Origin of the sequence: Vibrio sp. CJQ_6 (assembly GCF_043106745.1) — a bacterium.
GTDB classification, from domain to species: domain Bacteria; phylum Pseudomonadota; class Gammaproteobacteria; order Enterobacterales; family Vibrionaceae; genus Vibrio; species Vibrio furnissii.
The window spans coordinates 567989-590218 of sequence record NZ_JBICMV010000008.1; the positions used below are offsets into that span (position 1 = coordinate 567989).

The following is a 22230-nucleotide window of genomic DNA, read 5'->3' on the forward strand; positions in this document are numbered from 1 at the left end:
CCATGAAAACCGATTCAACCCCACGATTTGCGCGCAGCATCCGCTCTGATGCGACCGCCTTTACAGTGCATGACCACTTCTATCAGCACAGCCCAAGCGCGCCGAAGACAAGCCAACCTGCGAGCCACAAAGGCTTTGTGTTTCTGGTTGGTGCGGGGCCGAGCGATCCGGATTTACTCACCGTCAAAGCCGTGAAAGTTCTGCAACACGCTGATGTGGTGGTCTATGACCGCCTGGTCGGCCGCGATATTCTCGAACTCGCCAATCCCGATGCGCAGATGGTGTATGTGGGTAAGCGTTGCGGACAGCCGAGTATGAAACAGGAAGCCATCAGCGCGCTGCTGGTCGATTTTGCTCAGCAAGGTAAACAGGTAGTGCGTCTGAAAGGCGGCGATCCGTTCATCTTTGGCCGCGGTGGTGAAGAGGCGCTGGCGCTGGTCAAACATAACATTGCCTATCAAGTGGTGCCGGGCATTACTGCCGCTATCGGTTGTGCGTCAAGCGCGTTGATTCCGCTGACGCATCGAGAGGTCTCGCGCAGCGTGACGTTCATCACCGGCCAAGTCGTCACGGGTGCATTGCCTGCCTGGGCGGGCTTGGTGAGCAGCGGTCAGACGCTGGTGTTCTACATGGGGCTGGAAAAAGCAGAGGCGATTGAACAGGGTTTAATGTGCGCGGGTCTCAGTGGTTCAACGCCGGTGGCTGTGGTCGGCCAAGGCTGTTCTGAGCAGCAAACGGTCGTGACCTTTGCGCTCAATCAGCTCACACAAACAGCAAATGCACTCAAAGGTCTCAGTCCGGCATTGATCATTATGGGAGACGTGGTAAAACTTCGGGAGCAACTGATGCAAACGGCGCACGCGGTGACCCAGTCACATTCGCAACCTGCAAGCGCCCCGGCTTATTAAGAGGACTCAATGAGCACAATTTTGGACTGTATTCGTACTGTCGGCCGCGGTGAACGCGGCCGCAAACCGCTCAGTTTTGAGCAGGCATTTCAGGTGATGGATGACTACCTGAACGGAGACGTGGGCGATGATCAGATGGCGATGCTGCTGATGCTGATCCGAGTGCAAAACGAAACCAATGCTGAAATCGCCGGATTTGTGAAAGCGTTTCAGTCCCGTGTGCCAAGTATTGGCGCGGAGATTGACTGGCCGTGTTACGCCGGAAAACGTGCCGCGGCGGGTCAGCCCTGGCATCTGCTGGCCGCCAAAATCATGGCTGATAACGGACACAAAATACTGATGCACGGCTACAACGACAAACCCGCGTCACGTGAGCATGCAGAAGCTTATTTGGCCGCGTGTGAGGTGCCGCTTGCCAAGGATGCAGCGCAGGCCAAAGCGCTGCTGCAACAAGGCAACATTGCATATCTGCCGCTGCGTCATTTTGCGCCGCAAGCCGAGGTGATGATTGGCTGGAAAAACCGCTACGGGCTGCGCACACCGATCAACACGGTCGTGCGGGCGCTGAATCCTGGCGGCGGTGAAATTGGTCTGCGAGGCAGTTTCCATCCGGGTTTTCAACAACTGCACGCCGAAGTTGAGCACGTAATTGGCAAAACCGCCCATGCGGTGATTTCATTTAAAGGCCAGTCCGGCGAGTCGGAGTACAACCCGAAGGTGAGCCAGACAGTGTGGCTCAGCCAGACCGATGGCGTGCACTCTTACTACTGGCCTGAGCAGTTTGTCTCAGACATCGCGCTGCCTCACGCTTGCCCACTGGGGACGCCGCAAGAAGAGTGGGTCCAGATGGCGAACAGTGTCGTTGCGACCATGACCGCTGTCCTGTTTGCGAAAACGCTCGATCGCGATACCGCGATGGCGACGGCCTTTCGCTATTGGCAAGCCTATGTCGACATGCACTGATTCACCCCCGCGTGTTTCTCCTTTGCCACATCAAACGGCGGATTGACGCAACCAAGCGACCAAGTCATTCAACTCTCACCTCGTGAAGTCCACATGCGTCACCGTTCCTGAGCGCGCCTCTGCAACAAGAGGGCGCCGGGAAGGTAGTGAGCGCTTTTGGGTGCACCGACCAATCTAGCCCTAAAGAGTTATAAATTCACAAATATTAATTTTATCTTATTGTTTTTATTGAGTTAAATTTCATCTCTTCAACATGGCGCACTCTTTGCAGTTTCATTCCATAGCGTTTGAACACAACAAGGAATGGCTATGTCTTTCTCTCACTCTTCTCAATCCATTGTGGTGTGCTGTGACAGCGTCAGCGATCAGGCCGGGATCAGTGCCAAACTTGCGTTGCACTACGACCAGATCCTGCTCTGCCAACTGGCTCAGTTGGAGCGCATGATCGACAAAGAATCCTCACCCACTGTGGTGGTGTCGTGGCGCCAACCGAGTGCAGAGCTGCGGCTCATTGTCGAGTTTTGTTCCCAGCGTCAGGTGCCGCTTTTGGTGATTCTTAAACAGCTTCAGGTGAACGATATCAATCGCTTACCTCAACATCACGATTTCGTTTTGTTGCCTTTTGACTCGGCGTTTGAGCTCAAGCCCTGGATTGATTATGCCAAGCAGGTACGTGAAACCAGTATGGCGATGGCGCAGGAAATCGAGTCGTTGACGCAAAAACTGGAAGAGCGTAAATGGGTTGAAAAGGCCAAAGGGATACTGATGCGTCTGCATGGTTTGGATGAAGATAAAGCGTATCGCGCACTGCGCAGTAGCGCGATGCAATCGAGCCTGTCACTGGCACAGGTGGCGAAGAACGTGATCCACACGATGGAAGGTCTGGGCGTCTGATAATACTTTGGGGTTAGGCGGAATTCTTGCCACTGGTGCACTTTGCACATAAACAAAGCACGAAAACAGTAAATATCTCAGAACTTCAACTTAACTTATTGATAAATAATAACTATAAAAACTGGCATGTAACTTGGATTGTCATCTTCAGTCACGGAAATGAAGTACATCCGACAATTTGGAATAAGCCGCAAGGCTGCTGACCCACATCATCAACGGCGGTGATGACGGAAATAGCATAGGCGCTACTGCTCTGAGAAGCAGTAGCGCCTTTTTTGTGGCTTTTTGAATCAACCACGTTTTGGAATCAAACAGGATTTGTAATCAAGGAAAGGGAGTATTGCGATGCAATCGAAAACACCATGGATGCGCAGCTTACTGTTGAGCGCTTCACTGCTGAGCGCCGGAGCGGATGCTCAGGTGGGTGAGCCAGAGTTGGAAGATTTGAAGTTCGGCTTTATCAAACTGACGGATATGGCGCCACTTGCCGTCGCTTATGAAAAAGGCTTTTTTGAAGACGAGGGACTGTACGTCACGCTCGAAGCGCAGGCGAACTGGAAAGTGCTGCTTGATCGCGTGATTGATGGCGAGCTGGATGGTGCACATATGCTGGCGGGTCAGCCGCTGGGTGCGACGATTGGTATCGGCACCAAAGCAGAAGTCATCACGGCGTTCAGTATGGATCTGAACGGCAACGCCATCACCGTTTCCAATGATACCTGGGCGCAGATGAAGCCGTTTTTGAGCAAAGAGAGCGATGGCAAAATCGTTCACCCCATTAAAGCGGATGCGCTGAAACCTGTGGTGCAGCAATATCGCGATCAGGGCAAGCCTTTCAACATGGGCATGGTGTTTCCGGTCTCGACGCATAACTACGAGCTGCGTTACTGGCTGGCGGCAGGTGGCATCAATCCGGGCTACTACGCACCGCAATCGGGTGACAACAGCGGCCAGTTGAAAGCTGACGTCCTGCTCAGCGTCACTCCGCCACCCCAAATGCCAGCGACTATGGAAGCGGGCACCATCAAAGGCTACTGCGTGGGTGAACCGTGGAACCAGCAGGCGGTGTTCAAAGGCATTGGTGTTCCGGTGGTCACGGATTACGAGATCTGGAAGAACAACCCGGAAAAAGTGTTTGGCGTGTCAAAAGCGTGGGCGGAGAAATATCCGAATACGCACATTCGCGTGGTGAAAGCCTTGATTCGTGCCGCGCACTGGCTGGATGAAAACAACAACGCCAACCGCAGCGAAGCCGTGGCGATGCTGTCGAAAAGTCAGTATGTCGGTGCCGATCAAGAGGTGATTGCCAACTCCATGACTGGCACCTTTGAGTACGAAAAAGGTGACAAACGCGAGGTGCCGGATTTCAACGTGTTCTTCCGTCATAACGCAACCTATCCGTACTACAGCGATGCGATTTGGTATCTGACTCAGATGCGCCGTTGGGGCCAGATTGCGGATGCCAAATCGGACGACTGGTACATGAATATCGCTAAAGAGGTCTACCGTCCGGATATCTATCAGCAGGCGGCGGCATCTCTGATTGAAGAGGGTGTGATGAGCGCAAAAGACTTTCCGGATTTCAACCATGAAGACGGTTTCCGTGCGCCACAGAAACACTTCATCGATGACATCGTCTACGACGGCCATCAACCGAACGCTTACCTCAACAAGTTCGCTATCGGTCTGAAGGGTAAAGACAAAGTATAAAACACGCGGTCTGGTGCTTTGGGTCAATGCCACACGGCTACGCCAGACCTGCTTTCACAGGGACGAGACGCAATAGCGCAAGGAGTTTGCTATGTCGAGCAATGTCATTTCACTGATCCCCAGTCGCGAAAAGGTGGTCAGCCGCAGCAAAGTGATGCTGATGCCACTGATTGGAATCCTGATTTTTCTGATGTTCTGGCACCTCGCCGCCAGACAAGTCGAAACGTCACTCGGTACGCTGCCAGGACCGGTACAGACGTTCACCCAGTTTAGCAACTTGGTGAATGAACATGTTAAAGAGCGCGAAAAAGCGCACGCTTTTATGGAACGCCAAGAGAAGCGTAACGCTGCCAAACTGGCCAAAGACCCCAATGCGGAAGTTCGCATTCGTCCGTACACCGGTAAACCGACCTTCTTTGATCAGATCGGGACCAGCTTGGTCACGGTGGCGGCGGGGTTTGCGCTGGCGTCGTTGATTGCAATCCCGCTCGGTATTGTTCTGGGGCTCAACCACGGACTGTATCAGGCCGTCAACCCCATCATTCAACTGCTGAAACCGGTATCGCCACTGGCTTGGCTACCGATTGTCACCATGGTGGTGAGTGCGACTTACGTCAGCGATGATCCGATGTTTGCCAAATCGTTCGTCAACTCGCTGTTGACTGTGGCGCTGTGTAGCGTGTGGCCGACGCTGATCAATACCGCGGTTGGCGTCACCAGTGTGGATAAAGACCTGATTAACGTGAGCAAGGTACTGCGCCTGTCGTGGTGGCAACATATCCGCACCATCGTGTTGCCCTCAGCGATTCCGATGATCTTCACCGGGCTGCGGTTGTCGCTCGGGATTGCCTGGATGGTGCTGATTGCCGCAGAGATGCTGGCGCAGAATCCGGGCCTTGGCAAGTTCGTGTGGGATGAATTCCAGAATGGCAGCTCAGCGTCGCTGGGGCGAATTATGGTGGCGGTGATTGCGATTGGCTTTATCGGGTTGCTGTTGGATCGCGGCATGCTGCAACTGCAAAAACATCTGTCTTGGAACAAACAGCAAGCGCTGCGTTAAGGAGAACGGCATATGTCCAAAGCATTTTTAGATTTAACCCAACTCGGCATGCGCTTTCCCACGCCACAAGGTGAGTTTGTCGCGCTGAAAAACGTCGACCTGCAGATCCAAAAAGGCGAGTTCATCTCACTGATTGGCCACTCAGGTTGCGGCAAGTCAACCGTGCTTAACCTGGTCGCGGGCCTTCACATGCCCACCGACGGCGGGGTGATTGTGGATGGACGCGAAGTTGATGGCCCGGGGCCAGAGCGCGCGGTGGTGTTTCAGAACCATTCGCTGCTGCCGTGGCTGACGGTGTATCAGAACGTTGAGCTGGCGGTGAAACAGGTCGCCAAAGGACAAAGCAAAGCCCAAATTAAACAGCAGGTTGAACATTATCTCGACCTGATCCAAATGGCGCACGCCTCGGATAAGAAGCCGGATGAGATCTCGGGTGGGATGAAGCAGCGCGTCGGTATTGCCCGTGCGCTGGCACTGCAACCCAAAGTGCTGTTGATGGATGAACCGTTCGGTGCGCTCGACGCCTTAACCCGTGCCCGTTTGCAGGATGCGCTGATGGAGATTCAGGCCGAGCTGAATAACACCGTCATCATGATCACCCATGACGTGGACGAAGCGGTGCTGCTGTCGGACAAAATCGTCATGATGACCAACGGGCCGGCTGCGACGGTCGGCGAAGTGCTCAACATTGAACTGCCGCGCCCACGCAATCGCGTTCAATTGGCGGATGACCCGACGTATCAGAAATATCGTCAGTCGGTCCTGCGCTTTTTGTATGAGAAACAATCGAAATCTGAAGGTCGTCAACCTGCCGCTACACCAGTCGCCAAAACTGCATAAGGAAACGCAAAAATGATGGAACATATTGTCATTATCGGTAACGGAATGGTCGGTCACCATCTGGTTGCTAAGCTGGTGGAAAAACAAGCCCACCTCGAAAAACGCATTACCGTGATTGGCGAAGAGCGTTTTATCGCTTACGACCGCGTACAACTGTCGTCACTGTTCTCCGGTAAATCGCATGATGATCTGATGCTGAGCAGCGAAGCGTGGTATCAAAAACACGGGATCAATCTGATTCTGGGTAGCCAGGTCACGGCCATTCACCGAGTGCAGAAAAGCATCATTTTGGATGACGAAGATGTGCTGGGTTACGACTCCCTCGTGCTGGCAACCGGTTCTTATCCGTTTGTGCCACCCGTGCCGGGTTCAGAGCGTGACAACGTCTTTGTCTACCGTACTTTGGACGACCTGTCTGCGATTCGCAATGCGTGTGAACATGCTCGCACGGGGGCAGTGATCGGGGGTGGTCTGCTGGGATTAGAAGCGGCCAACGCGTTGCGTCTGCTGGGATTAGAAACGCATGTGATCGAATTCGCGCCGCGACTCATGCCGGTTCAGCTTGATGACGGTGCGGGTGGTGTGCTGAAACAGAAGATTGAGCAGCTTGGCCTGACGGTGCATACCTCAACGGGTACTGAGCGCATCATTGATGGCGAAAGCGCCAAGCATCGCATGGTATTCAAAGATGCAGAGCCGCTGGAAGTGGATGTGATTGTGTTTTCTGCCGGCATTCGCCCGCAGGATGCATTGGCGCGTCAGTCCGGTTTAGCGGTGGGCGAACGTGGCGGCATTGTCATTTCCGACAGTTGCCAAACCAGCGACGAGAACATCTACGCCATTGGCGAATGTGCCCTGTGGCAACAACGGATTTTTGGCCTGGTGGCACCGGGGTACGCGATGGCGCGCGCCGTGGCTGACCAGTTGATGGGACACAATGGCAGTTTCACGGGTGCGGACATGAGTACCAAACTCAAACTGTTGGGGGTGGATGTGGCATCGATTGGTGACGCGCAGATGCAAACCGCGGGCGCTCAGGAACTGGTGTTGCAGGATACGGTACAGGGAACCTACAAAAAATTGATCGTCGATGCGAGTGGCACCCAATTACTCGGCGCGATTCTGGTGGGTGACAACAGCGACTACGATGCGTTGCTGCAGGCGTATCTCAACCAAACCGTGCTGCCTGATCATCCGGCGCACCTGTTGTTTGATACGTCGATGCTGAGCGGCGAAGTGTCGGACGACACCATGATCTGTTCGTGCCACAACGTCACCAAAGGCGCGCTGGTGGCTGCGATTCATGCTGGTGCGACCGAGCTCAATGAACTCAAATCCGTCACCAAAGCGGGCACGGGCTGTGGCGGCTGTTCCAGCATGGTGAAATCGGTGCTGGACGCTGAACTGGTGGCCATGGGCGTGGCAGTGACCAATCATATTTGTGAACACTTTGAATACTCCCGTCAGGCGCTGTTCCACATTTGCCAGGTGGAAGAAATCAAAGATTTCGACACCTTGCTGGAGAAACACGGCCACGGCTTGGGTTGTGATTTGTGTAAACCGACCGCGGCTTCGGTATTTGCCTCGTTGTGGAACGAGCACATTATGGAACCGAAGCTGAGTGCGCTGCAGGACTCTAACGATGCCTTTATGGCTAACCTGCAAAAAGACGGCTCTTATTCTGTGGTGCCACGCGTGCCGGGCGGCGAAATTACGCCGGACAAACTGATCGTGCTGGGGGAAGTGGCGAAGCAGTACGATCTGTACACCAAGATCACCGGAGGTCAGCGGGTCGACTTGTTCGGCGCGCAAATGGAGCAACTTCCTGAGATCTGGCGCACCTTGATTAACGCCGGCTTTGAGACCGGCCATGCGTACGGTAAATCGGTGCGAACGGTGAAATCGTGTGTCGGTTCAACCTGGTGCCGCTATGGCGTGGATGACTCGGTTGGGCTGGCGATTGAGCTGGAGAATCGCTACAAAGGTTTGCGCGCGCCGCACAAACTCAAGTTTGCCGTCTCGGGTTGTACACGCGAATGTGCTGAAGCGCAGAGCAAAGATATCGGTGTCATTGCGACCGAAAAAGGTTGGAACCTGTATGTGTGCGGTAATGGTGGCATGCGCCCCCGTCATGCGGACCTGCTGGCTGCTGACTTAACCAAATCGCAGCTCATCAACTTGATTGATCGCGTGTTGATGTTCTATGTCCGCACTGCTGATAAGCTGCAACGCACATCGGTATGGCTCGACAATCTGGAAGGCGGTCTGGATTATCTCAAACAGGTGGTGCTGGACGATTCGCTCGGACTGGGCGAGCAACTGGAAAAGCAGATGCAGCGTGTGGTCGATACCTATCAATGCGAGTGGAAAAGCACGCTTGAAAATGAGGACAAACTGCGTAAGTTCCGTCCGTTCATTAATCACGAACAGGGCAGCGTGAGCCTGCCATATCAGCGCCTGCGTGGTCAGCGTATTCCGGTTAGCGAGGAGGTCTCATCATGAAACAACGACTGTGTCATCTGAGTGAGCTGACGCCATTTCAAGGGTGTGGCGCGTGGATTGGCGATCAACAAGCGGCGCTATTCTATCTGCCCGGTGATGAGCCGCACGTGTATGCGCTGCAACACTGGGATCCCATTGGCAAGGCCTATGTGATGGCTCGCGGTATCGTCGGCGATGTAAAAGGAGAACCGTGCGTTGCCTCGCCGCTCTACAAACAGCATTTCAGCTTACGAACGGGGCAATGTATTGAACAGCCAGATGTAACGCTCAAGACCTGGCGCGTGCTGGTGGAAGCCGAGCAAGTGTACGTGCTGCTAAGCGAAACGGCGCTCGCTTAACTCCGCCAATGACATCACTCAAAAACCTGGCCTCAACCGCCAGGTTTTTGTTGTCTCTACGAATGACGGGACCTTTTTTCAACAACACGGCGCAAACGCGTCATTGAATCTGACTCAATCAGTTGGCATCACTCAAAAAGCATTCCGGAGATTGGAGCGCCGCTTCCACCGCTTGAATCAGTTGATCCAGATGCTGTGGCTCACTGATAAATGGCGGCATCATGTAAATCAGGCGACCAAATGGACGAATCCACACGCCATGCTGCACAAACAGCGCCTGAATCACTTCCATGTTGACCGATTGATGCGTCTCAACCACACCAATTGCCCCGAGCCAGCGCGTGGCTTTGACTTGCGGGTAGCGATTGAGCAGCGGCAAGCGCTCGGCAAAGCCCAACTCAATCTGCTTCACCTGTTGCTGCCAATGGCCTTCTTCAATCAGGCTCAGGCTGGCCGAGGCGACCGCACACGCCAGTGGGTTGCCCATAAAGGTTGGGCCATGCATAAAACAACCCGCTTCACCGCCGCAGACCGTATCGGCAACTTCCTTGGTGGTCAGTGCGGCCGATAAGGTCATGTAGCCGCTGGTGAGCGCTTTCCCGACACACAAAATGTCCGGCTGAATGTTCGCATGTTCACACGCAAACAATTTGCCGGTGCGACCAAAGCCCGTGGCGATCTCATCGAGGATCAGCAGCACGCCAAACTCATCACACAGCGCGCGTACCTGACGCAAAAACTCCGGATGATAAATGCGCATGCCACCCGCTCCCTGCACAATCGGCTCTAGAATGACGGCGGCGATCTGGCGATGATTCTCGGTGAGTTGATGGCGAAAATCTTCGATATCGCGCTCATCCCACGCTTCCCAGAAGCCGGTATTGGGCGATTCGGCAAATAGATGCTCAGGCAGAAATCCTTTGTACAGCGTGTGCATTGAGTTATCCGGATCAGTGACCGACATCGCAGCAAAGGTATCCCCATGATAGCCGTGGCGCAGGGTGAGGAATTTCGGGCGCTGTTCGCCTTTGGCGTGCCAGTATTGCAGCGCCATTTTCAAACTCACTTCCACCGCCACGGAACCGGAGTCGGCGAGAAACACATGTTCAAGATTATTCGGCACCAGAGAGAGCAAGCGCTGGCACACCTCAATGGCTGGCTGGTGGGTGATGCCGCCAAACATGACGTGAGACATCTTATCGATCTGCTGATGCGCTGCGGCATTCAGACGGGGATGATTGTATCCGTGAATGGCGGACCACCAAGAGGACATGCCATCGACGAGTGCTTTTCCATCTTCGAGATAGATGAAAACACCATCAGCATGCGTGACCGGATAGCAGGTCAGAGGTGTAAGGGTTGAAGTGTAGGGATGCCAGATGTGCTGGCGATCGAAGGCTAAATCCATGACAATTCCGCGATAAAAATAAGATTAAAAAATAACCAAGTGTAAACTTGTGATCGTTCTTGTTGTTGACAGTCTACCGTGTGTCAGTAGACTAGCCAAGCATAATCCCCATGTCACAGGGCGTTGCGAGGCATCGGCGACCTCAGTTCGCTGGCCTGAAACGCTCGGTCACTTGGGCATAAAACTAATAACGCCAACAAGGATTACACGTGGAAATTCGTCATAACTGGACAGTGGCTGAAGTCAAAGCACTGCTTGAAAAACCGTTTATGGATCTGCTGTTCGACGCTCAACTCGTCCACCGTCAGCATCATCCCCACAACCATGTTCAGGTGAGCACATTACTCTCCATCAAAACCGGCGCGTGTCCGGAAGATTGCAAATACTGCCCGCAGAGCGCGCACTACCGCACCGATGTCGATAAAGAGCGTCTGATGGAAGTGGAACGCGTGCTGGATGCTGCGCAAAAAGCCAAAAGTTCAGGCTCAACCCGTTTCTGCATGGGCGCGGCGTGGAAAAACCCGAAAGCGCGCGACATGCCGCTGCTCAAAGAGATGATTTCCGGCGTGAAAGGCATGGGGCTGGAAACCTGTATGACGCTGGGCATGTTGACTTCTGATCAGGCGCAAGAGCTGGCGGATGCGGGCCTCGATTACTACAACCATAACCTGGATACCTCGCCGGAGTTTTACGGCAACATCATCACCACGCGAACGTATCAGGATCGTCTCGATACGCTGTCTCATGTGCGTGATGCGGGCATGAAAATCTGTTCGGGTGGCATCATCGGTATGGGCGAAAGCACCAACGACCGCGCTGGCCTGTTGGTCGAGCTGGCGAACCTGCCTGTGCATCCGGAAAGCGTGCCGATCAACATGCTGGTGAAAGTCAAAGGCACGCCGCTGGAACAAGTGGACGATGTCGAACCGTTTGATTTTGTGCGCCTGATTGCCGTCGCACGCATCATGATGCCGCAGTCGGCGGTACGCCTGTCTGCGGGTCGTGAAAAGATGAATGAACAGATGCAAGCGCTGTGTTTTATGGCGGGTGCGAACTCTATTTTCTACGGTTGCAAACTGCTGACGACGCCAAACCCGGCGGAAGACAGCGACATGCTGCTGTTCAAAAAGCTGGGCATCAACAGCCAACAAGTGGCGCAAAAGCCTGACGAGATTACGGAAAACGAACTGCTGGACCGCGTGGTAGAACGTGTGGCCGCGCGTCCAACAGCGGATGATATGTTCTACGATGCCAGCCTTTAATTCGCGCATTCATCAAGCCCTTGCTGACCGCGAGCAGCAGGGGCTGCGTCGCTCGCTACAAGTGCTGGAGCGCAGCAATCAAACGCTGTTGGCGCAGCGCGGGCAACGATATATCAATTTTTCCAGTAACGACTACTTGGGGCTGGCGAGTGATACGGCCTTGGCTCACGCTTGGCAGCAAGGGCTCAGCCTGTATGGTTGCGGCAGCGGCGCGTCCCCCTTGGTGACTGGCTTTAGCGAGGCGCACCAAACCTTAGAGCGCACTTTGTGTGAGTGGCTGGGGTTTGAACGCGCGGTGCTGCTTGGCTCTGGATTCAGTGCCAACCAAGCGCTGCTGTTTACCCTGCTGCAAAAAGGCGATTTGCTGCTGCAAGATAAGCTCAATCACGCCTCGCTGATGGAAGCGGGCCTGTTGTCTTCGGCGCAGATGAAGCGTTTTCAGCATAATGATGTCGCTCATTTAACCCGTTTGCTCAATGAGCAGGTCACCACATTGGTGGTCACCGAGGGCGTGTTCAGCATGGATGGCGATCAAGCGCCGCTGGCGGAGATTCAAGCTGCATTGGGCAGCAATGCTTGGCTTGCCGTGGATGATGCGCACGGTGTGGGCGTGTTGGGTGAGCGCGGTGCGGGCAGTTGTCAGGCGGCCGGAGTCAAGCCGCAGGTGCTGGTGGTGACGTTTGGCAAAGCGTTTGGTTTGTCAGGCGCCGCGATTTTGTGCGATGCCGCGCTGGGGGATTTCCTCACTCAGTTTGCTCGTCATCATGTCTATTCCACGGCGATGCCTCCGGCGCAGGCGCATGCGTTAACGCACGCTGCTGGCATGATTCAAGGCGAGACATGGCGACGGGACAAACTGACCGAGTTGTCTGCGCTTTATCACGAATTGTTGTGCGACGTGCCGGGATTTGTCGCGACGCAAACGCCCATCAAACCGTTCGTGCTCGGTTCGGCGCAGCGTGCATTGCATGTCGCCAGCGCGATGCGTGAAGCGGGGTTATGGATGACGGCGATTCGGCCGCCTACGGTGCCAAGTGGCAGCGCGCGGCTGCGCATTACGCTGACAGCTCATCACACACCGCAACACATTCAGCAGATGGCCGACACCTTAAAGCAGTGTGTGGAGGCATCTCATGAGTGATATGGCGCAAGCCTTGAGCGCAGTCGTCAGTGACAAAGCCGCGATCGCTCAAGCCTTTGGCAAAGCGGCGCAGAGTTATGATCGCCACGCAGCATTTCAACGCGATGTTGCCCAGCGTCTGCTGGCAAAATTGCCGGACGATTTAAGCGGCTGGCATATTCTCGATTTGGGCTGCGGCACCGGCTATTGCTCGCAAACATTGCAACAGCGAGGCGCGCAGGTGACCTGCGCTGACCTGTCTCCGGCGATGTTAGCGCAGGCAAAACAGCGCTGCGGAAGCGACAACATGCGTTATGTCGAAGCGGATGCCGAGGCGCTGCCGTTTGCGGATGCAACGTTTGATTGCGTGTTTTCCAGCTTGGCCTTGCAGTGGTGTGATGACCTCTCGTTACCACTAAAAGAGATGCGTCGTGTTTTAAAACCCAGTGCAAGTGCTTATTTTTCAACACTTCTTGATGGTTCTTTGTTTGAATTGCAGCGTGCATGGATGAAAATTGATGCACATCAACACGTCAACCGATTCATCACACTCAAACAGGTAAAAATTGCGTTAGCGCAAGCTCATTGTGGGAAACATCACATAGACTTACCCACGATAACAGTCTGGTATGACACGGCGTTCTCTTTAATGCGCGATCTCAAAGGGATTGGTGCGAATCATGTGAATGGTCGCTCGCAAGGGCTTACCAGCCGTCGAATACTCGCACAGGTTGAGCGGGAGTATCAGCTATTTCGCAACCATCAAGGTCTTCTGCCTGCAACGTATCAGGTTTGTTTAGGGGTTATACATCGATGATAGATGCTTTTTTTATTGCGGGTACGGATACCGATGTGGGCAAAACGGTCGCTTCAAAAGCGATCCTGCAAGCTTTAGCTGCCAAGGATGTGTCGACAATTGGTTACAAACCAGTTGCCGCGGGATGTGACAAAACCGAACACGGTTTTCGTAACTCGGATGCGCTGCACTTATTGCAAGCTGCAACCCAAAAAATGGATTATGAAGACATCAATCCATACGCGCTGGAGATGCCAGCGTCGCCGCACATTGCGGCGAAACATGAACATGTCACCATTGAATACAGTGTCCTGAGTGAAAAATTGGCGAAACTCAAAGCCAATGCAGACGTGGTGCTGGTTGAAGGTGCGGGCGGTTGGCGAGTCCCTGTGTCAGACGATGATTGTCTGTCAACATGGGTGAAACAAGAGCAACTGCCTGTGGTGTTAGTGGTGGGGATTAAACTTGGGTGCCTCAGCCATGCGCAACTGACCGTTGAAAGCATTCGTGCCGATGGGCTGAATGTTGTGGGCTGGGTGGCGAACCGCATTAACCCGGGAACCGAACATTACGCCGATATTATTGAAATGTTGGAAGCGCGTATTGGCGCGCCGAAGTTGGGTGAAATTCCGTATATGCCAAGCGCGAAACGTCGCGAACTGGGTAAATACATTGACGTGACCCCTTTGATTGGGGAAGTCGTTCCGGCTTAATTGATCCGTTCATTTCGAACCAAGCAAAAGGGCTGCATTTCTGCAGCCCTTTTTTCATTCTCGCGATTAGTTCTCTCGGCCAATACCCATCAGCGATTGCTGAGTATCTGCGATCTGTTTTTGAATCACTTGTTCCGAACTGATACCCAGTTGCTTCTTAGCCTCTTCTTCGGTCAAACCTAAGTGACAGCAAAGTAAATCAATCGCCATTTGGTAGCTATGCGCTTCAGCCATGATGGTTTCCTTTCATTGCACGTTGAATTCCTTCGACCCATGGAATGTAGATGCTTTAACGCGCCGCCTCAATAAGACCAAAGTCTAAAACGAAACTCATCGGATCTGTCGAATTTCAGGATATCAAAACAGACATTAAATGTTTCAATTTACCGCTTAACCTTGAATATTAAATCTAAGACACTATGTATTAGAAAACCTTCGAAGCCATAGACGGTCGCGTTTAAAGGCTTCGAGATAACAAAAAAAGATTCCGATCGGAGAAAGGTAATGAAGCGAGTATTTTTATTCCTGGCAACCAACTTAGCCGTTGTGCTGGTGTTGAGTGTTGTTTTGAATATTGTGTATGCCGTGACAGGGATGCAGCCGGGCAGTTTGTCTGGTCTGCTGGTGATGGCGGCGGTGTTCGGTTTCGGCGGTTCATTCATTTCGCTTCTGATGTCGAAAGGCATGGCACTGCGCTCTGTGGGCGGTGTGGTGATTGAAAACCCGCGCAATGAAATGGAACATTGGTTGCTGCAAACGGTGAGCCGCCAAGCGCAGCAAGCAGGCATTGGCATGCCCACAGTGGCGATTTATGACTCACCGGACATGAACGCGTTTGCGACAGGTGCGAAGCGCGATGATTCATTGGTTGCGGTGTCGACGGGTCTGCTACACAACATGACGCGTGATGAAGCGGAAGCTGTGCTGGCGCACGAAGTGAGCCACATTGCTAACGGTGACATGGTCACCATGACGTTGATGCAAGGCGTGGTAAACACCTTTGTTATCTTCCTGTCGCGTTTTATCGCCAACTTGGTGGCGTCTCGTGATTCTGAAGAGGGCGAAGGTAGCAACATGATGGTTTACTTTGGCGTGTCGATGGCGCTGGAACTGGTGTTTGGTTTCCTCGCCAGCTTTATCACCATGTGGTACAGCCGTCATCGTGAATTCCATGCCGATGCCGGTGCAGCGCAACTGGTTGGTAAGCACAAGATGATTGCCGCGTTAGAGCGATTGAAAATGAGCTACGAACCACAACTGGAAGGTTCGATGATGGCGTTCGGCATTAATGGTAAACGCACCATGACCGAGCTGCTGATGAGCCACCCACCGCTGGACAAACGCATCGCAGCCCTGCGTAACGCTTAATCCAACCTATGATGTTGCTGAACTGATCAGTCATCAGTTTCGTCGATAAATGAAAAGCCAGCCTTCGAGCTGGCTTTTTTTGTGCCGATATCTCTTGCTTCCTCTCCTTCGATGTTGATCGATTTTCCCGTCACGCGCGTAAACCATTTTTACCAAAGTTGTACAAAAATAATTTTGTACAACTTTTCAAAGTGCACTATCTTATGCTTAAAGTTGTACGAAAATATTTTTTGTACAATAACGATGAGGTCAACACATGGATGTACACACGGTTGCGCAGTTCTATTCCCAGCTCAACAAACACAATCTTGAAACGCTGCAGGAGATCTATCATCCGAATATCGTGTTTGAAGACGCAGCCCATCGCATCGAAGGGTTTATGTCTCTGGCTGACTACTTTGCCAACCTCTATCAAAATGTCGACCGATGCGATTTCACCATTCATGAACAGCATCAAAATCAGAGCAATGCCTTTCTGACCTGGACGATGCATTTGCAGCATCCCAAGCTCGGCAATGGCAAATTGGTCAACGTGCAAGGTGTCAGTCATCTACGCTTTCACGAGGGCAAAGTGATTTATCATCGCGACTATTTTGATTTGGGCGAAATGTTGTACGAACAATTGCCGCTCCTAGGCAGCGTGATTCGTTCAATTAAGCGGAGGCTTGGGCAATGAATGGGGTGCTCATCACCGGCGCGACCTCCGGCATTGGCCGCCAGTTGGCGCAAGATTACGCTCGGCTTGGTTGGCAGGTGATTGCCTGTGGCCGCAATGAAACCGTGTTGCGTGAATTGAGTTCGCTGTATGCGTCGATTACGCCACGGCAATTTGATTTGACGGACTTGCAGGCCACAGTGGCGTCGCTCGAATCACTGCCTTTTACGCCGACGTTGTGGATTTTGAATGCTGGTGATTGTGAGTACATCGATGACGGCAAGATGGATGCGGCACTCATGGCGCGGGTCATGACAATTAACGTGGTGGGCATGGCCAACGCCATTGAGGCGATTCAACCGCACCTCGCTCACGGCCATCGGGTCGCGTTAGTCGGTTCGATTGCCAGCGAATTGGCCTTGCCGCGCGCTGAAGCGTACGGCGCTTCGAAAGCTGCCGTGGCGTATTTGGCGCGTGCGTTGCGATTAGATTGGGCCAGCCGGGGCATTGCGGTGAGTTGCGTATTTCCTGGTTTTGTTGCGACGCCACTGACGCAAAAAAATACCTTTGAGATGCCGATGATCATTTCCGTTGAACGGGCATCTCGTTCGATTCGCCAAGGGCTAGCGCAGGGCAAGGCGAATCTTTACTTTCCGGCTCGTTTTACTGGGTTGGTTCGGGTGTTGGGCATGTTGCCCTACGCTTGGCAACACCACATTGTCAGCCGGCTTTTTCGCACAAAGAACGAGAAGGAACACTCATGAAAATTGCGATTATCGGAACGGGGATTTCGGGCCTGACGTGTGGCCATTATTTACATCAGCAGCATGACATCACGTTGTTTGAGGCCAACGACTACATCGGCGGTCATACCGCGACGGTGGACGTGATGGTCGGCGGTAAATCGTATTCAGTCGATACGGGATTTATCGTGTACAACGACCGAACCTATCCCAACTTCATTCGCATGATGAACGAGATCGGCGTGAAAGGCATTCCGTCTCAAATGAGTTTTAGCGTTCGCAACGACGCCAATGGTTTGGAATATAACGGGCACACGGTGGCCACGTTGTTTGCGCAAAAAAGGAATTTATTGAAACCGAGTTTCTACCGCTTTATTCGCGAGATCCTGCGTTTCAATGCACTCGCCAAGGCGGAAGCCGACAACACGCAAGCCAGCGTACAAACCTTGGGGCAGTTTCTCGCTCACCATCAGTTTTCCGATTATTTTTGCCATAACTACATTTTGCCGATGGGCGCGGCGATTTGGTCGTCGTCTTTGGCAGACATGCGCGCGTTTCCGCTGATGTTTTTCCTGCGTTTTTTCGTCAACCACGGCTTGCTGGATGTCACGGACAGGCCGCAATGGTACGTGATTGAAGGCGGTTCGCGGGCATATATCGAGCCATTGACGCAAGGGTATGCCGATCGCATTCGTCTCAACTCGCCAGTGAAACGCGTTACACGTTCTTTGTTCGGGGTCGATGTGGAAACGCCACACGGCATTGAAACATTTGATGAAGTCATTTTCGCCTGTCATAGCGACCAAGCGCTGGCCATGCTCGACGACCCAAGTCAGAGCGAAACAGCGGTGCTGTCGTCGATGGCTTATCAAGCCAACGAAGTCGTGCTACATACCGACACGCGCGTGTTGCCTAAACGCAAAGCGGCGTGGGCGTCGTGGAACTATTGGTTGAGCGGCCAAAGCGGTGAAGAGCTGAAGTTGCCGTCGTTGACTTACAACATGAATATTTTGCAGCACATCGACAGTGAGGAAACGTTTTGTGTGACGCTCAACAGTACGGAAAGCATCGACCCTGACAAGATTCTCCGTCGCTTTGTCTATCACCATCCGGTCTTTACTGAACAATCGATTCGCGCCCAGCAGCGCAAAGCGGAAATCAGCGGGGTGAATCATACATGGTTTTGTGGCGCTTATTGGCACAACGGTTTCCATGAAGACGGCGTGAAAAGCGCGCTCGATGTGGTGACTCAGTTGCAGTCGAAAGCCGCTCGGGTCGACAAGGGCGTGGCATGATGGGCGCGCGCGCAAGGTTAGAAGGCAGCGCGCTGATGGTTGGGCGGGTTCGCCATCGCCGTTTTACGCCGGTGGCACATGCGCTCGACTATCCTTTGTTTATGCCGTGTATTGATTTGGACGACTGGCCTACGTTGCAAACACGGGTGTGGGGTTTGGGTGAGCGCTGGTGGCATTGGGCGCGCTTTCGCCGCGGGGATTACCTCGGCACGGGTGATTTGAAAACCGCCGTGCAAGACAAAGTCTTTGAGCTGACCGGTGAGTCCATTCGCGGCCGCGTTCAAGCGGTGGTGCATCTGCGTTATCTCGGACTCTATTTCAGTCCGGTCAATTTCTACTATCTTTATGATCAGCAAGGCGTTTGGCGCTACCTGCTTGCGGAGGTCAGCAACACGCCCTGGAATGAGCGACATTATTACGCCATTCCGGCAGAACGCGGTGAGCAGGGATTGAACTGGACACACGACAAAGCCTTTCATGTGTCGCCGTTTAACCCGGTTGAGCAGGTGTATCAATGGAAGCTCAAACCGCTGACGGATGCGTTGATGGTGCATCTGGAGTGCCATCGCAATCAAAAGGAATTTGATGCCACGCTGGCGTTGAAAGCGCAGCCATTTACGTCACGAGGTCTGATCCGGTTGTTGATCCGAACCCCAATCATGACGGTAAAAGTGTTGACTGGGATCTATTGGCATGCGCTGAAGTTGTGGGTGAAAGGCGCACCATTCTATGCTCATCCCAAGTCCTATGCGCATCCCAAGTCTCGCCAGCATGAGGCAGAGAACAATAACAAGGAGAACTCTCAATGCTAAATTCGTCTTCATTAGAGATGCCCAAATCACTCACGGCATTGCAGAAGGGTGCGCGTGCCATGGCATTCAAATCGTTGCAGCTTCTGCACATCGGGCACTTAACCATCGAAGAAGCTTACGACGACCAAGATAGCGTCATCGAACAGTTTGGTTTCGCCCATGAAGGGCAGCCTCAGGCGCACATTCGCATCACGCATCCGGGATTTTATGGCCGAGTGCTGAAAGGCGGCAGTATTGCCGCTGCTGAAGCGTACATGGATGGCTGGTGGGATAGCCCGAATTTGACCGCGGTGACGGAACTGATGGCGCGTAACTTGAGCGCGCTGGATCAGTTGGAAGCGCAAAGCAGCTGGATGACCCGAGCCATGAACAAAGTCGGCCATTGGCTCAAACGCAACTCCATCGTCCGTGCCAAGCAAAACATCGAAGCGCATTACGACTTAGGCAATGATCTGTACCAGACGTTTCTGGATGAACGCATGCTCTATTCTAGTGCTTTATATCTCAATACCAGTGATTCGTTAGAGCAGGCGCAGATTCAAAAGATGGACCGTTTGTGTCAGCAATTGCAGCTCACCGAACACGACCGGGTGATTGAAATCGGCACCGGGTGGGGCGCAATGGCGATCTATATGGCGCAGCACTATGGCTGCCATGTGACCACGACCACCATCTCTGAGGAGCAGTATGCGTATGCACAAGCCGAGGTGGCCCGTTTAGGGCTTGAAGCGCGTATTACGTTACTCAAACAAGATTATCGCCTGCTGGATGGCCAGTTTGATAAATTGGTGTCGATCGAAATGATTGAAGCGGTGGGGAAGGCGTATTTGCCATCCTACATTGCTAAGTGCCAATCCTTATTGAAACCGGGTGGCCTGATGGCGATTCAAGCGATCACCATCGCTGATCAGCGTTATGACTACTACAGCAACAACGTCGATTTCATTCAGAAATATATTTTCCCCGGCGGGTTCTTGCCCTCGATTACTGTGCTGACGCAGATGGCGACGCGACACACTGATTTTATTGTGCGTGATGTGTTTGATCTCGGGATGGATTACGCCAAAACGCTCGCTGATTGGCGCTTGCGTTTTGAAGCGGCCATCAACACAGTTGAAGCGTTGGGCTACGATCAGCGCTTTGTCCGCATGTGGCGCTACTATTTGTGCTACTGCGAAGGTGGCTTCAACGCGCGTACCATCAGTACCATTCACATGACGTTGCAGCGAGGCCAATGATGCGTCGTTTCCTGCTGATTTCACTGTGGTTTGAGTTCATCTGGCTCCTGGCAGTGTTGGGGCAGGAGCGATTGGAGTGGGTAACGGTGGGCGTGGTCACTGCGACCTTGGCGTTGACTGCGTTGCGGCGACCCGTTGCCCTTGAACGCGTGATTCTGGTTGCCGCTTGCGGCATTGCGCTTGATTACGCGAATCTGCACGTTGGGCTATTTTCCTTTACTTATCTGCACCTTCCGATTTGGTTGATGGGCTTGTGGTTCGCCTTTGCCTGGTTTGCCAGTTTTGCCGTTCCTGCAGTGAACCATTTGCCGCGATGGTTCGTACTCATCTGTACTGCATTGGGGGGCGCGCTAAGTTATTGGGCGGGTTATCGTTTTGGTGCAGTGCAATTTGAGTTGTCTGTTTTTTGGTCAGTGTTGGCACTGTTCTTGGAATGGTTTTTGTTGTCTTTGTTACTGATGAAGGTATTTAGGAATGAAAACATCACTCGTAACCGCTCAACTTTACCTGATGGCCGTCCTTTGGGCCGCGACCGCGAATAGTGCAGAAGTTCACGCCAAGTCGTCGGCGCAATGGACGGATTGGCCCGTGGTCGGGCAGGCGACCTTGTCTTGGTTTTGGCTCGATATCTACGCCTCGCAACTGCGCACGCCCGATGGGCACTATCAGCAAGACAGCGATGTGACCCCGCATCCGGTGGCACTGGAAATCAGATATTTGCGCGACATCAGCCGCGAGCAATTGCTGGAAGCGACGCAAGATCAATGGCACAAGCTGGGGTATGACGCATCTCGCAGTGACGCATGGTTGGATGCATTGACTCGCATGATGCCGAATGTCAAAGCTGGTGAACGCTTGGTCTATGTGTCGGATGGCGTCACGGGGCAAATGTACTATTTTACGCAGCAGGGGAAGCAGCGTTTGCTCGGTACGGTTGCAGATGAAGATATGAATGACGCGTTCTTGTCCATTTGGTTGTCGCCGAAAACCGAATATCCCAAATTACGGAATCAGTTAATAGGAATGAATCGATGAAATACACGCTGAAAACGTGGTTGCTGGCGACGGTGCTGCTGCTTGCGGGTTGTTCGGCAGAGCTAAAAGAGTATCAGGCGACTCAGCCAGCGTTTGATCTGTTTGGTTATTTTCATGGTGAAACCCGTGCTTGGGGCATGGTGCAAGATTACAGCAACAAACAGACTCGGCGTTTTCAGGTGGTGATTCAAGGCCAAGTCGCCGATGATACGTTGACGTTGGTTGAGGATTTTGTGTTTGATGATGGCGAGCAGAATCAACGCGTCTGGACGATTACGCGAACCGCTGACGGCCATTATCAAGGCACGGCAGATGATGTGATTGGCATTGCGACCGGGCAAGAGATTGGCAATGCGCTGCAATGGCAATACGATTTTCTGCTCAAGACGGATGACAGCGAAGTGACGGTTAGCTTTGATGATTGGTTGTTCCGTCAAGATGACAAGCGTTTATTTAATGTCACCACCATTCGCAAATTTGGTCTGGAAGTGGGCAAAGTGACGTTGTTTTTTGAAAAAGATTAAATACGAGTTTTTGAAAAAGAGTAGACGCGAGTTTTTGAAAGAGAAT

23 protein-coding genes are annotated in these 22230 nt (G+C 53.0%); 21 read left to right on the forward strand and 2 right to left on the reverse strand.

What is annotated here, in order from left to right:
* Positions 1–2: 2 nt before the first annotated feature.
* From cobA to nirD, 8 genes are all read left to right on the forward strand, one after another.
* Positions 3–908: a uroporphyrinogen-III C-methyltransferase gene (gene cobA, locus ACF8PK_RS04815; protein ID WP_392440316.1), complete on the forward strand. Its 906-nt coding sequence runs from the start codon at positions 3–5 to the stop codon at positions 906–908.
* A gap of 9 nt (positions 909–917) precedes the next feature.
* Positions 918–1871 (forward strand): glycosyl transferase family protein, encoded by a 954-nt coding sequence (locus ACF8PK_RS04820; RefSeq protein ID WP_158140629.1) that lies wholly within the window; start codon positions 918–920, stop codon positions 1869–1871.
* Between the two features lie 309 nt (positions 1872–2180).
* Positions 2181–2765, forward strand: a complete 585-nt coding sequence (locus tag ACF8PK_RS04825) for an ANTAR domain-containing response regulator (protein ID WP_222791364.1) — start codon at positions 2181–2183, stop codon at positions 2763–2765.
* A gap of 366 nt (positions 2766–3131) precedes the next feature.
* Positions 3132–4475, forward strand: a complete 1344-nt coding sequence (locus ACF8PK_RS04830) for a CmpA/NrtA family ABC transporter substrate-binding protein (protein WP_392440611.1) — start codon at positions 3132–3134, stop codon at positions 4473–4475.
* 91 nt (positions 4476–4566) lie between these two features.
* Complete coding sequence (locus ACF8PK_RS04835) at positions 4567–5535, forward strand: ABC transporter permease (protein WP_014204866.1); 969 nt, start codon at positions 4567–4569, stop codon at positions 5533–5535.
* 12 nt (positions 5536–5547) lie between these two features.
* The gene (locus ACF8PK_RS04840; RefSeq protein WP_392440319.1) at positions 5548–6375 is read left to right on the forward strand and encodes an ABC transporter ATP-binding protein; all 828 of its coding nucleotides are present in this window, start codon (positions 5548–5550) and stop codon (positions 6373–6375) included.
* A gap of 15 nt (positions 6376–6390) precedes the next feature.
* Complete coding sequence (gene nirB, locus ACF8PK_RS04845) at positions 6391–8877, forward strand: nitrite reductase large subunit NirB (protein ID WP_392440612.1); 2487 nt, start codon at positions 6391–6393, stop codon at positions 8875–8877.
* Positions 8874–9215 (forward strand): nitrite reductase small subunit NirD, encoded by a 342-nt coding sequence (gene nirD / locus ACF8PK_RS04850; RefSeq protein WP_143678863.1) that lies wholly within the window; start codon positions 8874–8876, stop codon positions 9213–9215. Before nirB ends, nirD begins: the two co-directional genes overlap by 4 nt.
* A 118-nt stretch (positions 9216–9333) precedes the next feature.
* Here the strand turns inward: nirD and bioA are convergent, their stop codons facing one another.
* Entirely contained in the window at positions 9334–10623 is a 1290-nt protein-coding gene (bioA, locus tag ACF8PK_RS04855) for an adenosylmethionine--8-amino-7-oxononanoate transaminase (protein WP_392440321.1), read from the reverse strand.
* Between the two features lie 209 nt (positions 10624–10832).
* On the opposite strand from bioA, the gene bioB reads away from it, so the two are divergent.
* The 4 genes from bioB to bioD are packed head-to-tail and all read left to right on the forward strand — an operon-like array spanning position 10833 to position 14514.
* Complete coding sequence (gene bioB / locus ACF8PK_RS04860; protein WP_055466159.1) at positions 10833–11885, forward strand: biotin synthase BioB; 1053 nt, start codon at positions 10833–10835, stop codon at positions 11883–11885.
* On the forward strand, positions 11872–13026 hold the full coding sequence (gene bioF / locus ACF8PK_RS04865) for an 8-amino-7-oxononanoate synthase (RefSeq protein ID WP_392440324.1): 1155 nt from the start codon (positions 11872–11874) through the stop codon (positions 13024–13026). The genes bioB and bioF overlap by 14 nt, the downstream gene beginning before the upstream one ends.
* Positions 13019–13822, forward strand: a complete 804-nt coding sequence (gene bioC / locus ACF8PK_RS04870; protein WP_392440326.1) for a malonyl-ACP O-methyltransferase BioC — start codon at positions 13019–13021, stop codon at positions 13820–13822. The genes bioF and bioC overlap by 8 nt, the downstream gene beginning before the upstream one ends.
* On the forward strand, positions 13819–14514 hold the full coding sequence (gene bioD, locus ACF8PK_RS04875; RefSeq protein WP_004725346.1) for a dethiobiotin synthase: 696 nt from the start codon (positions 13819–13821) through the stop codon (positions 14512–14514). Before bioC ends, bioD begins: the two co-directional genes overlap by 4 nt.
* 66 nt (positions 14515–14580) lie before the next feature.
* On the opposite strand, the gene ACF8PK_RS04880 is transcribed toward bioD, so the two are convergent.
* Positions 14581–14748, reverse strand: coding sequence for a hypothetical protein (locus tag ACF8PK_RS04880; protein WP_004725348.1), 168 nt, complete (start codon positions 14746–14748; stop codon positions 14581–14583).
* A gap of 270 nt (positions 14749–15018) precedes the next feature.
* On the opposite strand from ACF8PK_RS04880, the gene htpX reads away from it, so the two are divergent.
* The 9 genes from htpX (at position 15019) to ACF8PK_RS04925 (ending at position 22184) form a co-directional block, all read left to right on the forward strand.
* Positions 15019–15882, forward strand: coding sequence for a protease HtpX (gene htpX / locus ACF8PK_RS04885; protein WP_004725350.1), 864 nt, complete (start codon positions 15019–15021; stop codon positions 15880–15882).
* A 256-nt stretch (positions 15883–16138) separates the two neighbouring features.
* The gene (locus ACF8PK_RS04890) at positions 16139–16558 is read left to right on the forward strand and encodes a nuclear transport factor 2 family protein (RefSeq protein ID WP_392440328.1); all 420 of its coding nucleotides are present in this window, start codon (positions 16139–16141) and stop codon (positions 16556–16558) included.
* Positions 16555–17301, forward strand: coding sequence for an SDR family oxidoreductase (locus tag ACF8PK_RS04895; protein ID WP_392440330.1), 747 nt, complete (start codon positions 16555–16557; stop codon positions 17299–17301). The genes ACF8PK_RS04890 and ACF8PK_RS04895 overlap by 4 nt, the downstream gene beginning before the upstream one ends.
* Positions 17298–18575 (forward strand): NAD(P)/FAD-dependent oxidoreductase, encoded by a 1278-nt coding sequence (locus ACF8PK_RS04900; protein WP_158140645.1) that lies wholly within the window; start codon positions 17298–17300, stop codon positions 18573–18575. Before ACF8PK_RS04895 ends, ACF8PK_RS04900 begins: the two co-directional genes overlap by 4 nt.
* Positions 18572–19387 carry a DUF1365 domain-containing protein gene (locus ACF8PK_RS04905; protein ID WP_392440332.1) on the forward strand — a complete coding sequence of 272 codons (816 nt, stop codon included), beginning with the start codon at positions 18572–18574 and terminating at the stop codon, positions 19385–19387. The genes ACF8PK_RS04900 and ACF8PK_RS04905 overlap by 4 nt, the downstream gene beginning before the upstream one ends.
* A complete protein-coding gene (locus ACF8PK_RS04910) occupies positions 19381–20625 on the forward strand; it encodes a class I SAM-dependent methyltransferase (RefSeq protein ID WP_392440334.1) in 1245 nt (414 codons plus the stop codon). The genes ACF8PK_RS04905 and ACF8PK_RS04910 overlap by 7 nt, the downstream gene beginning before the upstream one ends.
* Complete coding sequence (locus tag ACF8PK_RS04915) at positions 20622–21167, forward strand: DUF2878 domain-containing protein (protein ID WP_283513100.1); 546 nt, start codon at positions 20622–20624, stop codon at positions 21165–21167. Before ACF8PK_RS04910 ends, ACF8PK_RS04915 begins: the two co-directional genes overlap by 4 nt.
* Positions 21100–21660 carry a chalcone isomerase family protein gene (locus tag ACF8PK_RS04920; RefSeq protein WP_172561454.1) on the forward strand — a complete coding sequence of 187 codons (561 nt, stop codon included), beginning with the start codon at positions 21100–21102 and terminating at the stop codon, positions 21658–21660. The genes ACF8PK_RS04915 and ACF8PK_RS04920 overlap by 68 nt, the downstream gene beginning before the upstream one ends.
* Positions 21657–22184, forward strand: a complete 528-nt coding sequence (locus tag ACF8PK_RS04925; protein WP_392440337.1) for a DUF3833 domain-containing protein — start codon at positions 21657–21659, stop codon at positions 22182–22184. Before ACF8PK_RS04920 ends, ACF8PK_RS04925 begins: the two co-directional genes overlap by 4 nt.
* Positions 22185–22230 lie beyond the last annotated feature (46 nt).